13 protein-coding genes and 1 riboswitch are annotated in these 12576 nt (G+C 68.4%); of the genes, 3 read left to right on the top strand and 10 right to left on the bottom strand.

Annotated features, from left to right (window positions below; translation table 11 throughout):
• The first annotated feature begins 40 nt into the window (after window positions 1-40).
• Complete coding sequence (locus tag SB751_RS08975; RefSeq protein WP_250025834.1) at window positions 41-1489, top strand: FAD-binding oxidoreductase; 1449 nt, start codon at window positions 41-43, stop codon at window positions 1487-1489.
• Window positions 1490-1567: 78 nt separating this feature from the next.
• Here SB751_RS08975 and SB751_RS08970 read toward each other — a convergent pair whose 3' ends face one another.
• The 6 genes from SB751_RS08970 to SB751_RS08945 form a co-directional block, all read right to left on the bottom strand.
• Window positions 1568-1753, bottom strand: coding sequence for a CsbD family protein (locus SB751_RS08970; protein ID WP_144198419.1), 186 nt, complete (start codon window positions 1751-1753; stop codon window positions 1568-1570).
• Between the two features lie 159 nt (window positions 1754-1912).
• The gene (locus tag SB751_RS08965; RefSeq protein ID WP_313819254.1) at window positions 1913-2731 is read right to left on the bottom strand and encodes a GntR family transcriptional regulator; all 819 of its coding nucleotides are present in this window, start codon (window positions 2729-2731) and stop codon (window positions 1913-1915) included.
• 114 nt (window positions 2732-2845) lie between these two features.
• Entirely contained in the window at window positions 2846-3700 is an 855-nt protein-coding gene (locus SB751_RS08960) for an oxaloacetate decarboxylase (RefSeq protein ID WP_211943381.1), read from the bottom strand.
• Window positions 3697-4245 (bottom strand): 3-isopropylmalate dehydratase, encoded by a 549-nt coding sequence (locus SB751_RS08955; protein WP_144198422.1) that lies wholly within the window; start codon window positions 4243-4245, stop codon window positions 3697-3699. Before SB751_RS08955 ends, SB751_RS08960 begins: the two co-directional genes overlap by 4 nt.
• Entirely contained in the window at window positions 4242-5528 is a 1287-nt protein-coding gene (locus tag SB751_RS08950; protein ID WP_186296863.1) for a 3-isopropylmalate dehydratase large subunit, read from the bottom strand. The genes SB751_RS08955 and SB751_RS08950 overlap by 4 nt, the downstream gene beginning before the upstream one ends.
• Before the next feature lie 6 nt (window positions 5529-5534).
• Window positions 5535-6449 carry a tripartite tricarboxylate transporter substrate binding protein gene (locus SB751_RS08945; RefSeq protein WP_250025967.1) on the bottom strand — a complete coding sequence of 305 codons (915 nt, stop codon included), beginning with the start codon at window positions 6447-6449 and terminating at the stop codon, window positions 5535-5537.
• Window positions 6450-6730: 281 nt separating this feature from the next.
• Here SB751_RS08945 and SB751_RS08940 point away from each other — a divergent pair, with 281 nt between their 5' ends.
• On the top strand, window positions 6731-6868 hold the full coding sequence (locus SB751_RS08940) for a hypothetical protein (protein WP_186296864.1): 138 nt from the start codon (window positions 6731-6733) through the stop codon (window positions 6866-6868).
• Between the two features lie 51 nt (window positions 6869-6919).
• Here the strand turns inward: SB751_RS08940 and SB751_RS08935 are convergent, their stop codons facing one another.
• From SB751_RS08935 to clsB, 3 genes are read right to left on the bottom strand one after another with little or no spacing between them, the layout of a single operon-like run.
• Window positions 6920-7669, bottom strand: a complete 750-nt coding sequence (locus SB751_RS08935; RefSeq protein ID WP_144198423.1) for a PIG-L deacetylase family protein — start codon at window positions 7667-7669, stop codon at window positions 6920-6922.
• Window positions 7670-7679: 10 nt separating this feature from the next.
• A complete protein-coding gene (locus SB751_RS08930; protein ID WP_144198424.1) occupies window positions 7680-8645 on the bottom strand; it encodes a lysylphosphatidylglycerol synthase domain-containing protein in 966 nt (321 codons plus the stop codon).
• The gene (clsB, locus tag SB751_RS08925; protein ID WP_211943377.1) at window positions 8642-9892 is read right to left on the bottom strand and encodes a cardiolipin synthase ClsB; all 1251 of its coding nucleotides are present in this window, start codon (window positions 9890-9892) and stop codon (window positions 8642-8644) included. The genes SB751_RS08930 and clsB overlap by 4 nt, the downstream gene beginning before the upstream one ends.
• 206 nt (window positions 9893-10098) lie before the next feature.
• A riboswitch (cobalamin riboswitch) is annotated at window positions 10099-10356 on the top strand.
• A gap of 34 nt (window positions 10357-10390) precedes the next feature.
• Between clsB and SB751_RS08920 the strand changes: the two genes are divergently transcribed.
• Entirely contained in the window at window positions 10391-11527 is a 1137-nt protein-coding gene (locus SB751_RS08920) for a HoxN/HupN/NixA family nickel/cobalt transporter (protein ID WP_410747952.1), read from the top strand.
• Here SB751_RS08920 and SB751_RS08915 read toward each other — a convergent pair.
• On the bottom strand, window positions 11524-12570 hold the full coding sequence (locus SB751_RS08915; protein WP_211943375.1) for a T6SS immunity protein Tli4 family protein: 1047 nt from the start codon (window positions 12568-12570) through the stop codon (window positions 11524-11526). The two genes, SB751_RS08920 and SB751_RS08915, sit on opposite strands and share 4 nt — an antisense overlap.
• Window positions 12571-12576 lie beyond the last annotated feature (6 nt).

Below are 12576 nucleotides of genomic sequence, written 5' to 3'. Positions count from 1 at the left end.
TGCCTGATTGCCTGATTGCTGATTGCCTGAAATCCGAGCGATGACCGCCCTGCCCTCTCCCGACCACATCCTCGCCGCGATGCAAGACATCGTCGGCGCCTCTGGCTGCCTGACTGACGCCGCCGACACCGAGTCGTACGTCACCGACTACCGCCGCCTGTATCGCGGCAAGTCGCCCGTGGTGGTGCTGCCCGCCACCACCGAGCAGGTCAGCGCGGTCATGGCGTGGTGCTACGCCCATGACGTGCCCGTGGTGCCGCAGGGCGGCAACACCTCGCTGATGGGCGGGGCCGTGCCGGACGACAGCGGCACCGCCGTGGTCATCAACCTGCGCCGCATGAACCGCGTGCTGGCCATCGACACGATCAACGACACCATGACCGTGCAGGCCGGGGTGACGCTGGCCGGCGCCCGTGCCGCCGCCGAGGAGAGCCGGCGGCTGTTCCCGCTGCGCATCGGCTCGGAAGGCTCCTGCCAGATCGGCGGCAACCTCTCCACCAATGCCGGCGGCACGGCCGTGCTGCGCTACGGCAATATGCGCGACCTCGTACTGGGCATGGAAGTGGTGCTGCCGGACGGGCGGGTGTTTTCGTCGCTGCGCGGGCTGCGCAAGGACAACACCGGCTATGACCTCAAGCACCTGTTCGTCGGCGCCGAAGGCACGCTCGGCCTCATCACGGCCGCCGTGCTGAAGCTGATGCCGCAGCCGCGCGCATCGGCGGTGGCCTTTATCGCCGTGGAAAGCCCGGACGCCGCCGTGAAGCTGCTCGGCGAAGCGCGCCAGCTCGCCGGCCCGGCCGTGACGGCGTTCGAGTTGATCTCCGCGCCGGCGCTGGATCTGGTGCTGGAGTACCTGGGCGATACCGCCTCGCCGCTGCCGGAACGGCACGACTGGATGGTGCTGGTCGAACTGACCTCCGGTGCCGACGAGGAAGCGCTGAACGCCACGCTGATGCAGATCCTGGAGAGCGGCCTGGAGCGCGGCTGGGTCAAGGACGCCGCCGTGGCGGCGAGCGGCGCCGACGCGCAGACCTTCTGGCGCATCCGCGAGGAAATCTCGGACGCCCAGACCCGCACCGGCGGCAGCATCAAGTGCGACGTCTCGGTGCCGCTCTCGCGCATCGCCGAATTCATCGGCAACGCCTCCGCCCGCGTGCTGGCGCTGGAGCCGGCCACGCGCATGGTCATCTACGGTCACATGGGCGACGGCAACGTCCACTTCAACCCGCTGCGCCCCAAGGACCGCAGCGCCGCCGACTTCCTCGGCCAGTGGTACAAGCCCGTCTCGGACCTCGTGGACGGCCTGGCCCACGCCGAAAACGGCTCGATCTCGGCCGAACACGGCATCGGCGTGGCCAAGCGCGACGACCTGCGGCAATACAAGTCCCAGGTGGAACTGGAGCTGATGTGGCAGGTGAAACGCGCCCTGGACCCGAAGAACCTGCTGAATCCTGGGCGGGTGTTGCCGGGGTTGGACAGCCCCAAATAAGGAAGGCGGGGAGTCACCCCCGCCTTCTTACGTACCGAAGTACCGAAGGGCGCCCAGGCGCCCTTTATTTCGGGCCCCTTAGCGCGGCTTCTTCGTGTCCTTCATGTCCTGCTTGGCGTCGCCGTACGCGGCCTGGGTGCGGCCGGCCACCTGCTGCGCCTTGCCCTTCATTTCCGTCGAGGTCTTGCCGGTCATCTTGCCGGCGACTTCCTTGGCCTTGCCCTTGGCCTCTTCCATACGGCCCTTCACTTGATCCTTGTTCATGGTGAGGTCTCCATCGGTCAGGTTGAGACAGTCCGCGCCCGGATTCCGGCATCCCGGGGGCACGGCGCTAATGGACAGTGTAGGAAGGCTGGCGCCCGGCGGGTGTAGGACGTCTTCCCAATGCGCTGTCGGCGTGGCGCCCGGTTTTCGGGGTTTCGGTCACACGTCGTCGCTGGCCGCCGGCTGCGCGGACGGGTCCGCGTCGATCCAGACCTTGGTAGAGGCCCCCACGCGCGTGAGGCGCATCTGGTAGGCGTAGCGCTCCGGGTGATACAGGCCCACCAGGAACTGCACGGGCCGGCCGTTGCGGTCACTGGCCACGCGGGACACGCGCAGCAGCGGCACGCCCGGCGCGATGCGCAGGATGCGGGCCACGTTCAGGTCTGCCGCCGCTGCGCCCAGCGTCTGCTCGGCGGAAACCACCTCCACCCCGTGTTGCTCCAGCGCCACGAGCATCGGGGTGTCCTGGAGGGTATGGCGGTCGATGGCCGCCGCGAGGTCGGCGGGCAGGAAGACTTCGGTATAGGCAATGGGATGGGTCTTGAACTTGCGCACCCGCACCACCTTGAGCACCGGCGCGCCGGGCGGCAGCCCCAGCGCCGCGCTGACCCGGGCGGGCGCGGCCATCTGGCGCCATTCCAGCACGGAGACCCGCGTGCGCAGGCTCATGCTGACGATGTTGTCGAGCAGGCCGCCGCCATGCGAAGTGCCCAGCGCGGCGCCGGGCGGGCCCTCATGACGCGCGGTGGGCACGGTCGGCACCGTGCCCTTGCCGCGCAGCCGCGCCACCAGCCCCTCCTCCTGCAGCCGGGCCAGTGCGGACCGCACCGTCACCCGCGCCACGCCGAATTCCTCGGCCAGCTGGCGTTCGCCGGGCAGGGGCAGCCCGCTCTCGTAGAAGCCGGCGCGGAGGCGGTCGCGCAGGATCAGGCGAACCTGCTGGAACCGGGGCAGCGTGATGTCGACATCGGGCAACATGGCAGGTGGCTTAATAAAGTGGCGTAACGAACATCTCGCCACGGTACGCGCGCCGCGCCCCCTCCGCAACCTTGGCAACCTTGGCAACCTTGGCAACCTCGGCGCCCTGCCCTCTTACTCGTAGCGCTTGCCCAGTGCCAGCATCTCCGGCGTGCCGATGACGTCGTTCAGCTCGGCAAACGTCAGCATCTTCGGCAGGTACGGCGTGGTGGTGCCGTGGGCCGCCAGGCTGGCGAGGTAGTCACGCAGCGCGAAACTGAGCGCCCGCGCCGTGCCACCGGGGAAAATCACGATCCGGAAGCCGATTTCCTCGAGTTCCGCCGCCGGCAGCACCGGCGTCTTGCCCCCTTCGACCATATTGGCCAGCAGCGGCGCGCGGTGGCCGAGCCGGGCGATGGCCGTGCCCATGTCCTCGCGGCTGCGCAGGGCCTCCACGAACAGCACGTCGGCGCCGGCGTCGGCGAGCATCTCCGCCCGCGCCAGCGCGGGCTCCAGCCCCTCCACCGCCACCGCGTCCGTGCGGGCGATGATCAGCGTGCTGGGGTCGCGGCGGGCGTCGCAGGCGGCGCGGATCTTGCCGGCCATTTCCTGGGCCGAAATCAGCGTCTTGCCGTCCAGATGGCCGCAGCGCTTGGGCGCCGCCTGGTCCTCGAACTGGATCGCCGAGGCGCCGGCGCGCTCCAGCACGCGCACGGTCTGCATCACGTTGAGCGCGTTGCCGAAGCCCGTGTCGGCATCGACGATCAGCGGCAGGTCCACCCGCTCGCGGATATTGCGCGTGACCGAGGCCACGTCATCCAGCGACAGGAAGCCGATGTCCGGCCGCCCGAAGCGCGTATAGGCGATGCTGGCGCCGGACAGATAGGCGGCCTGGAAGCCGGCCTGCTCCACCAGCAGCGCTGAAAACGCGTCGTACACGCCCGGTGCGGTGACGATGCCCGGTGCCTGCAGCCGTTCCTTGAGATTCATGGTGTTGCCTCCGTGAGGGACTGTCCGTTCTGTTGCTGTTGTCGTGCCGCGAGTTTGCGCGCGAGATGTGGCACCAGCCCGCCATCGCGGATCATGGCAACCAGATGTGGCGGAATCGATTCGCAGGCGAGCACCGCGCCGGTGTCGGCCACGTGCACGCGCGCGGCGTCGATGTCGCCATGCACGCGCTGGCCCGGCTGCACCACGCCCGCCTCCGGGCAGATCAGCAGCGGCAGGCCGAGGTTGAAGCCATTGCGATAGAACAGGCCGGCGAACGCGGGCGCCACGACGGCGGCCACGCCCAGGTGGCGCAGCACCTCGACAGCCTGCTCGCGCGAGGATCCGGCACCGAAGTTCCGTCCGCCGATCACCACGTCGCCGGGTTGCACCGCCTGCGCGAAGGTGGGATCGAGCGCTTCCAGGCAGTGTTTGGCGATCTCGCCGATGCCGTATTTCATATAGGCGCCGGGCGCCAGCAGGTCGGTGTTGACGTCATCGCCGAAGACCCAGGCGCGGCCGAAGACGGGTTTCTGCGTGGCGTTCATGCCATGACCTCGCGAGGATCAGTGATGCGGCCGGCGATGGCCGAGGCCGCCACCGTGTAGGGCGAAGCCAGATAGACCTGCGACGAGGCGGCACCCATCCGGCCCTTGAAATTGCGGGCGGTGGTGCTGATGGCCACGGAGTCCTCGCCGAAGCGGTGGGCGCCGTAGCCGGCGCAGGCGCCACAGGCATTGGGCAGCAGTTCGGCCCCGGCGGCCTCCAGCGCGCCGAGCGTGCCATCGGCGGCGGCCCGGGCCTGATCGGCCGCGCTGGCCGGCGCCACCAGCAGCCGTACGCCCCTGGCCACGCGCTGGCCGCGCAGCACGTGGGCCGCCATCCGCAAATCCTCGAGCTTGGCGCCGGTGCAGGCGCCGATATAGGCGATATCCACCGAGACATCGGCGAACACGCCGGCGTCTTCGGCCCCAGCCGGGCTGTGCGGGCGGGAGACCTGCGGGGCCAGCGCGGCGGCGTCGAATCGGTGCTCGGCCAGGCACGGCGCGTCTGCGTCGGACTGCCAGGCGGCCAGGTCGATCTGGTCCGCATCGGCCACGCCTACCCGGGCGAGCCAGTCCCGCGTGACCGCATCCGGCGCGATCAGGCCGACCTGCGCGCCCAGTTCGACGGTCATATTGGACAGCGTCATGCGCTCCTGCATCGGCAGCGCGCGCACCGCCTCGCCCGTGTATTCCACGGCCTGGTACTGCCCGCCATCCATGCCGAGCTGCGTACACATGCGCAGCATCATGTCCTTGGCCGAGACGCCCGCCTGGAGCCGGCCATGCCAATGCAGGCGGATGGTCTCCGGCACGCGCACCCAGATCTCGCCCGTGACCAGCACGCCCAGCATCTCCGTGGCGCCGATGCCGAACATGTACGCGCCAAACGCGCCGCCGGTGCAGGAATGGCTGTCGCCGCCCACGGCGAACATGCCGGGGCGCAGGTAGCCCTTCTCGGGCAGCACCACGTGGCAGATGCCTTCCATATCGTGGAAACGCGCCACGCCGGCGGACTTCACCCAGTCGCGCGCCAGCTGCACGATGGCCTGGCTGTCCGCGTCATGGGCGGGCACGTAGTGGTCGGTCACCACCACCACCTTGTCCGGGTCCCAGACCTTGGCGCCGAGCTTCTCCAGCATCGGCTTCACGCGCCGGGGGCCGCCCGAGTCATGCATCATCGCCAGATCCACGCCACACGTGACGATCTCGCCCGGGGACACATGCTGGCGCCCCGTGGCGCGTGCCAGCAGCTTCTGCGCCAACGTCTGCGGCGCAATCTTGGTCATTGCCACTTATTCCACCTTCGTGCCAGACGCCTGGATCACCTTGGCCCAGTGCTGGATATCGTTGCGGACGAACTGTCCAAACTGCTGCGGCGTCATGCTCACCGCCGTGGCGGCCTCGGTCTCCATGCGTTGCCGGTAGGCCGGGTCTTCCACGGCCACGCGCACGGCGCGGTAAAGCTGGTCGACCGTGGCCGGCGGCAGCCTGGCCGGGCCGAACAGGCCAAACCACGCGCTCGACTCGAAGCCCTTCACCGTGCTGCCGATGGCCGGCACGCCGGGGAACTGCGGCAGCGGGTCCTTGCTGCTGACGCCGAGGATCTTGATCGCGCCGCTGCGCGCGTGGGGCAGCACGTTCACCGTGCTCGCGAACATCAGGTCCACCGTGCCGCCGAGCAGGTCGGTCAGCGCGGGGTTGGTGCCCTTGTAAGGGATGTTGAGGATGTCCGTGCCGGTCTGGAGCTTGAACTGCTCGCTGGCCAGATGCAGCGACGAGCCCTGCGCGCCGATGGCGAAGCTCAGCTTGCCGGGATTGCGCTTCGCGTAGTCGATCAGGCCGGCCGTGGTGTCGAACGGCGCGTTCTTGCGCGCCACCAGCACGCTGGGCACCCGCGCCACCATGGTGATGGGCGTGAAGTCACGTACGGCATCGAACGGCAGGTTCTTGTAGAGCGAGGCGTTGATGGTGTGGCCGGTGAAGCTCATCAGCAGCGTACTGCCGTCCGGCGTGCTGCGCGCCACGTACTGCGCGGCGATATTGCCGCCCGCGCCGGGCCGGTTGTCCACCACTACGGTGCGATGGAGCGAGTCCCCCATCGACCGGGCGATCAGCCGGGCCAGCGCGTCGGTGGTGCCGCCCGCCGGGCTGCCCACGACGATGGTGATGGGCTTGTCCTGCGCCATGGCCAGCGGGGAAGCAGTCATTGCCACGGCGGCCACGGCGGCCACGGCGGCCACGGCGCAATGATCGAAGAATTGGCCGAGGAATTGGCCGAGGAATTGTCGTCGGTTGGGGTGCACGTCCTGTCTCCGGTGGGTGTCGGTGTTATGGAGACTGACTCTAGGGGAGCCGCCCGGACGGTTCAATGGGACCAGCTGGTCCTATCGGCAGGACCGGCTGGCCGCCTCCGGCGCCCGGGCCGGTGGCACGCAATCTGCACATGGCAGAGACCGGGCCCGAATGGGTCGCTCACCTGGGAGATTCCATGCTTCATGGCGACGTGCAGGACAAGCAGCAGAAAATGCACCGTTTGCGCGGCAAGCCGCGCCGGGTCTGGACCCATCCGCTCATCCTCGGGGGCATCGCGCTGATGCTCGTGGCCTACATCGCCACGTACTGGTAGGGCCGGGTAAGCCTTACAAGGAAGGGTAACGGCTACCGCTGGCTGGACCGCTCACCGTGCGGGTTTCGGATGCGGATCGAGGGTCCAGTAACGCTCCGGCACACTGATATCCGCCAGTTGCTCCGCATTGAACAGGCGCAACTGGCTCTCGTAGGCTTCCACGGCAAGCGCCTTGCGGGACTGGTACTGGGGCTGGGATAGCGGCAGGTGCACGGGGGCAGCGATCAGGCCCTCCTGCCACCAGCCGGCCAGGCGGCTCTGCAACGCGCCAGGCATGCGGCGGTGGATGGCGTCCTCGTAGAACAGCCACTGCTGGGGGGCCGGGGCCGGGGCCGGGGCCTCGTCGTCGGCGACGGCCAGCGCCGAATGGTCCACCGCCACGGCTTCGCGCAGCAGCATGCAGGCGGCGTTCACGAGCACGTGGTCGGGGTGGTACACCCCCAGCGGCGCGACGATGGTGGCGCGCCGCTGCAGGGACAGCAGGCGGCCAAGCCGCACGGCGATGTCCACCGCGGTGCGGCGCCCGCCGTACTGGCCGTCGAGGAAGTCCAGCCAGACCGGCTCGGCGCCGAGCCGCCGCAAGGCGCGGCCATCCTCCTGCCGGCGCGCCCGCACCGCCTGGGCGCCGCTGGAAAACCCGGCCGCGAGGTCCCATTCCGGCGCGCCAGGTGCCGGGGCAGGCTCGCCGGCAAAGACGGTCACGACCATTGCCGCGTGGCTGGCGGCGATCAGGTTGCCGCAACTGAACACAGCATCGTCCAGATGCGGGGAAATGACGATGATCGAGGCAGGTATATCCATGGTGTCAGGGTTAGGCGCTGTCCGTCCTCGGCTGCGGAGGCCCAGTCCGCATCTCCATCCACGCATACAGCGCAGAGGCAAAGACCATCGGAATCAGGTAGTACAGCGCGCGGTAGACGATCAGCGCCGCCAGCAGCGTGTGCTGGGGCACCTGGTTGCCCAGCAGCAGCACGAACACCGTCTCCAGCACGCCCAGGCCGGCGGGGATATGCGCCAGCGCGCCCGCCACGCTGCCAATCAGCAGCACGCTCAGCACCGCCGGCAGGTTCACCTCCTTCGGCAGCAGCAGGTTGATGATGGCGGCGAGCGTGATCCAGTTGGTGATGGACAGCGCGCTTTGCAGCAGGGCGAAGCGCAGGCTGGGCAGGCTGAACACGTGCCCGCGAATCTTGATGCGGCGCCGCGTGGCCTTGGCGCAGGCCAGCCAGTAGGCCAGCCCGGCAAGGAACATCAGCACGCCCAGGCCGCGCAGTGCCAGCTCGCTGATGCCCCAGGCCGGCGGCAGCGCTGGCGGATACAGGCTGAAGACGATGCCGGCAATCAGCATGTAGCCGGTCCAGTTCGTGACGATGGCGATGGTGTAGACCCCGGCCACCTGCGAGCCGCTGACTTCGGCCTTCGAGTAGAGCCGCAGCCGTACCCCGAGCCCGCCCACCACGGCGCCGATATTGAGGTTGAAGATATAGGCGATGAACGCGGTCAGCATCACGCGCAGCGTCGACAGGTGGTGACGCGTGTAGTGCCGGCCGAGCAGGTCGAACGAGGCGTGGAGCAGGAAGCTCAGGCACGCCAGCCCGGCGGCGGGCAGCAGCGTGCGGGCATCGTAGCCCTTCAACCCCTGCCACACCTTGGCCCAGTCGATGCCGCCCAGCGCGCGGAAGATCAGCACCACCACCAGCACGACGAACGCCACGCCGGCCACGCGTTTGACGGCTTTCCAGGGGATGCGCCGGCGCGCCTTGGCGATCATCGTCATGGGCAGTCCTGTTCGCGCGGGGGCGTGGCCACGCCGCTTTGCCAGCCGGACGGCGGCGCGTCCAGCGTCGGCGTGAGCAGCTTCGGCGTATGGGCCGGCAGCCATCCCGCCCAGGCCGGGAAGCGCCGCAGCGCGTGGAAGACCAGTGCCGTGGCCAGGCCCTGCCAGCGCGGGCGGGCGCCGTCTGGCGTGGCGGGCACTTCCTGGCAGCTGCTTTCCATGCGCGTGCGCAGGTTTTGCTTCAGTGTGGCGGCAAAGGCTGTGTCGCGGATGATGAGGTTGGCTTCGAGGTTCAGGAACAGGCTCAGCGGGTCCAGATTGCTCGAGCCGACCGTCGCCCAGTCGTCGTCGACCACGGCAACCTTGCCGTGCAAGGGCCGCTCGCAGTACTCGAAGATGCGCACGCCCGCCTCGCGCAGGTGGGCGTAGAGCATGTCCACGGTGCGCTTGACCCACATCATGTCGGGGTTGCCCTGGACAATCAGCTGCACGTCCACACCGCGCCGGGCGGCATCGCAGATCGCCTGGAGCAAGCGGTATCCGGGCAGGAAATAGGCGTTGGCGATGATCAACTCGCGCTCCGCACCACGGATGGCCAGCAGGTATTGGCGCTCGATGTCGCGGCGGTGCCGGTCGTTGTCGCGCGTGACAAGGAGCGCGGCGCCGGGGCCGGCCAGCGCGCCAGCCTCGCGCATCCGGCGTGCCGGGCGCTGGGGCGGTGCCTTCGGGCCCGGTGAGTTGGCGTGGATGGCGTCCAGCAGGAACGCATGGATCTCGCGTGCGGCGGGGCCGCGTACCTCGACCGCGTAGTCCTGCTTGGCCAGCGGGCCGGAATCGATCAGGTGCTGTACCGAGACGTTAATGCCGCCGACGAAGGCCACGCTGGCATCCACGGCAACAAGCTTGCGGTGCAGGCGCCGGAACAGGTTGGTACGCATGCCGACCAGCCGCCGGCGGGGCGAGAACAGACGGACAACCACGCCCGCCTCCACCAGCCCGGAAAGGAACGCGGGCGACAGATCGGCCGAGCCGAAGCCGTCGACAGTCAACGCCACGCTGACGCCCCGGCGCGCCGCCGCGATCAGCGCGTCGCGCAGCGGCTGGCCGACCTCGTCATCAAACAGGATGAAGGTCTCCAGCAGCACGCTCCGCTGCGCACCTGCGATGGCCGCCAGTACCCGCGGGAAGTATTCCTCCCCGTTTTCGAGTAGGCGGAGCTGGTTTCCGGTCGTCCATGTGGGGCCCATCTCTGGCACCAAGCACGAACGGTGCCTGCCGCCGCCAGTGCGCGTCGCGGCTTGCCAGACAAGCCTTCCGCACCCGAAAGTGGCCAGATCGTTGCAGCGATTACCGGGCGCGCCTACCTGCCGCTGCAATTTGGGCGCTGCAGGGGACGTCACTTTCCATGCGGCGCCGCAACCCGTAGAATCCGCGCCTGCGGCACAGGTTTTGCCTGCCGCGAGCGATTGCAGGTGCCCGCGCCTTGCGCGGGTTAAACGGGAAACAGGTGCGCCATGGTCCGGGAGATCCGCCCGATGGCAAAGCCTGTGCTGCCCCCGCAACGGTCAGCAGGTCAGGAATCGCCATGCCGGTCCACGGACCGGCAGTCACTGCGCCACGCCGCCACGGCAGGCGCGGGAAGGCGGCGAAACCGGGGAGCCAGCCTCCCGCCCTGCAAGCCCGGATACCGGCCTGTGGTCATCATCGTCACCCCTGTTGCACGGGCGGGGTCGCCCGGCTTATCGATGACACACCATCCGTCTGCGCATTCCCATGGCCGCTCGCGCCCGGCCGCCGTCACCGGGCTGCGCGCCTCTGCCGCCTTTCTCGCCTTCCTCGCCAGCATTTTCGATGACCAGCCCGCCGACAGCCGGCGCAAGGTCACCGCGCTCTACGCGTTCCTGATCCTCGCCAACGTCGTGGCATGGCTGTGGGCCTGGATCGCGTTCCGCCACCAGCCGGTCCTCATGGCGTCGGCGGTGCTGGCCTATACGCTGGGGCTGCGCCACGCCGTGGATGCCGACCACATCGCGGCCATCGACAACGTCACGCGCAAGCTGATGCAGGAGGGTCGCTATCCGATCTCCGTGGGCTTCTTCTTCTCGCTCGGGCATTCGTCGGTGGTGACACTGATGTCCATCGGGGTCGCCTTCGCCGCCGTGTTCCTGCAATCGCACTTCGGTGAGATGCAGGACGTGGGCGGGCTGATCGGCACGAGCGTCTCGGCCACGTTCCTGTTCCTGCTGGCCTTCTTCAACCTGTTGATCCTGCGCTCGGTGTGGCGCGCCTTCCGCAAGGTCCGGCGCGGCGGCACCCTCGCCGCCCAGGACCTGGACCTGATGCTGTCCGGCCACGGCGTGGTGGCGCGGCTGTTCCGCCCGCTGTTCCGCATGACCTCGCGCAGCTGGCACCTGTATCCGATGGGCTTCCTGTTCGGCATCGGCTTCGACACCGCCACGGAGGTGGCGCTGTTCGGCATCGCAGCCGGGCAGGCGGCGCAGGGCATCTCGTACTGGAGCGTGATGGTCTTTCCGGTGCTGTTCACGGTCGGCATGTCGCTGGTCGATACCACAGACGGCGTGCTGATGCTGCGCGCCTACGGTTGGGCCTTCACGCGCCCCATCCGCAAGCTGTACTACAACATGACCATCACGCTGGTCTCGATCCTCGTGGCGGTGGTGATCGGCGGCATCCAGGCGCTGTCACTGATCGCGCGCAAGCTGGAGCTGACCGGCCAGCCGTGGGACTGGATCACCGGCATCGGCGAGCAGTTCGGCATGCTCGGCTACGTGATCATCGGCGTGTTCGTGGTGAGCTGGCTGGTGTCCATGGCGGTGTATCGGATCAAGGGGTATGACAAGATCGACGTGAAGGTTGGCTAGAAGGCATTCGGGCGGGGGCGGAGGGTTTTCGATACGGCGTCCCAGAGGGCCAGTGCCTGGGCTTCGGTGAAAGCGGCCGGCGTTGAGGGGAGATTGCGCATCGTCAGCGCAAAATAGGGCGTGTCCGGACTGCCATCCGTCGCGCCGATCTCCAGCCGGAACAGATGTTCCTGCTCCCCTTCCGCGCGCGTCGGCCGAACGATCAGCCATTCTTCGGCCAGCTCCATCGGCAGCTTGACGACACCCTTTCGCAGCGTGCGCCACCCGTCCGGCGCGCCCGTCGCCGCGTCAATACCGTCTCGCTGCAACAGCGATGGTGCCTCGTGCAGGCTGGAATGGGTGAGGATGTGGAACGAGACCCCTGTGTGGGATGGCAGATCGAAGCGCACATCGACATACTCGTACGGCTTGGATTTGCCCAGCAGATAGCCATGGGGAACACAGAGCGCGGGCTTTGTGGGAAGGCGACCGGCGGCCAGGCCCCGGAAGCTATCCAGCATGTTCAGCACTTCAACGGCGCGCTGGGGAACATTGTTCTTGACCGTCACGTTGCCAACCAGTGGGTTCGCGGACTGGTCCGGCTCGGTGAAGTCCCAGGCCTCGCGCTCGATCCGGATGCGGGCGCCATTCTCCCAGCGATACCCTTCCAGCACCCGCCTGGCCGGATCGGCGTCTACCGCGCCTCGGTGCATGAAATAGCCCGGCTGCCCGTCCTGGGATGTGGTGTTCTTGTACAGGAACGGTTCAGCATCGACGCTCTTGACTGCCTTGAGTTGGGCGCCCCGCTTCTCGATCTCATTCTGGAAGGCGCCGAGGGACATGACTTCTGTCCCAATCATGATGCCGCGAATCTTTGTCGAACCGAGCATCGCCATGCCCGGCGGCATCTCCAGCAGGTAGCGACCCACGCAATGGGGGATCAGATTGTGGGTCAGCGCATCGACGGCCTGTTGTTCCGGCGGGGACATCTTGGGCGCCCTGCCGCAGGCCCCGAGCATCAGGGTCGCGCAGAGCGTGAGGGCTGCCGCGGCATGCGCTTTCACAGACCC

Origin of the sequence: Cupriavidus sp. SIMBA_020, from assembly GCF_046535395.1 — a bacterium.
GTDB classification, from domain to species: Bacteria; Pseudomonadota; Gammaproteobacteria; order Burkholderiales; family Burkholderiaceae; genus Cupriavidus; species Cupriavidus campinensis.
Note: the sequence above shows the minus strand (reverse complement) of the source record. Positions and strands in the feature narration are given on the sequence as shown.

Coding starts and splice junctions, on each gene's coding strand:
- SB751_RS08975 (WP_250025834.1), top strand. CDS start 41: ATGACCGCCCTGCCCTCTCCCGACCACATCCTCGCCGCGATGCAAGAC.
- SB751_RS08970 (WP_144198419.1), bottom strand. CDS start 1,753: ATGAACAAGGATCAAGTGAAGGGCCGTATGGAAGAGGCCAAGGGCAAG.
- SB751_RS08965 (WP_313819254.1), bottom strand. CDS start 2,731: ATGTTGCCCGATGTCGACATCACGCTGCCCCGGTTCCAGCAGGTTCGC.
- SB751_RS08960 (WP_211943381.1), bottom strand. CDS start 3,700: ATGAATCTCAAGGAACGGCTGCAGGCACCGGGCATCGTCACCGCACCG.
- SB751_RS08955 (WP_144198422.1), bottom strand. CDS start 4,245: ATGAACGCCACGCAGAAACCCGTCTTCGGCCGCGCCTGGGTCTTCGGC.
- SB751_RS08950 (WP_186296863.1), bottom strand. CDS start 5,528: ATGACCAAGATTGCGCCGCAGACGTTGGCGCAGAAGCTGCTGGCACGC.
- SB751_RS08945 (WP_250025967.1), bottom strand. CDS start 6,449: ATGACTGCTTCCCCGCTGGCCATGGCGCAGGACAAGCCCATCACCATC.
- SB751_RS08940 (WP_186296864.1), top strand. CDS start 6,731: ATGCTTCATGGCGACGTGCAGGACAAGCAGCAGAAAATGCACCGTTTG.
- SB751_RS08935 (WP_144198423.1), bottom strand. CDS start 7,669: ATGGATATACCTGCCTCGATCATCGTCATTTCCCCGCATCTGGACGAT.
- SB751_RS08930 (WP_144198424.1), bottom strand. CDS start 8,645: ATGACGATGATCGCCAAGGCGCGCCGGCGCATCCCCTGGAAAGCCGTC.
- clsB (WP_211943377.1), bottom strand. CDS start 9,892: ATGGGCCCCACATGGACGACCGGAAACCAGCTCCGCCTACTCGAAAAC.
- SB751_RS08920 (WP_410747952.1), top strand. CDS start 10,391: ATGACACACCATCCGTCTGCGCATTCCCATGGCCGCTCGCGCCCGGCC.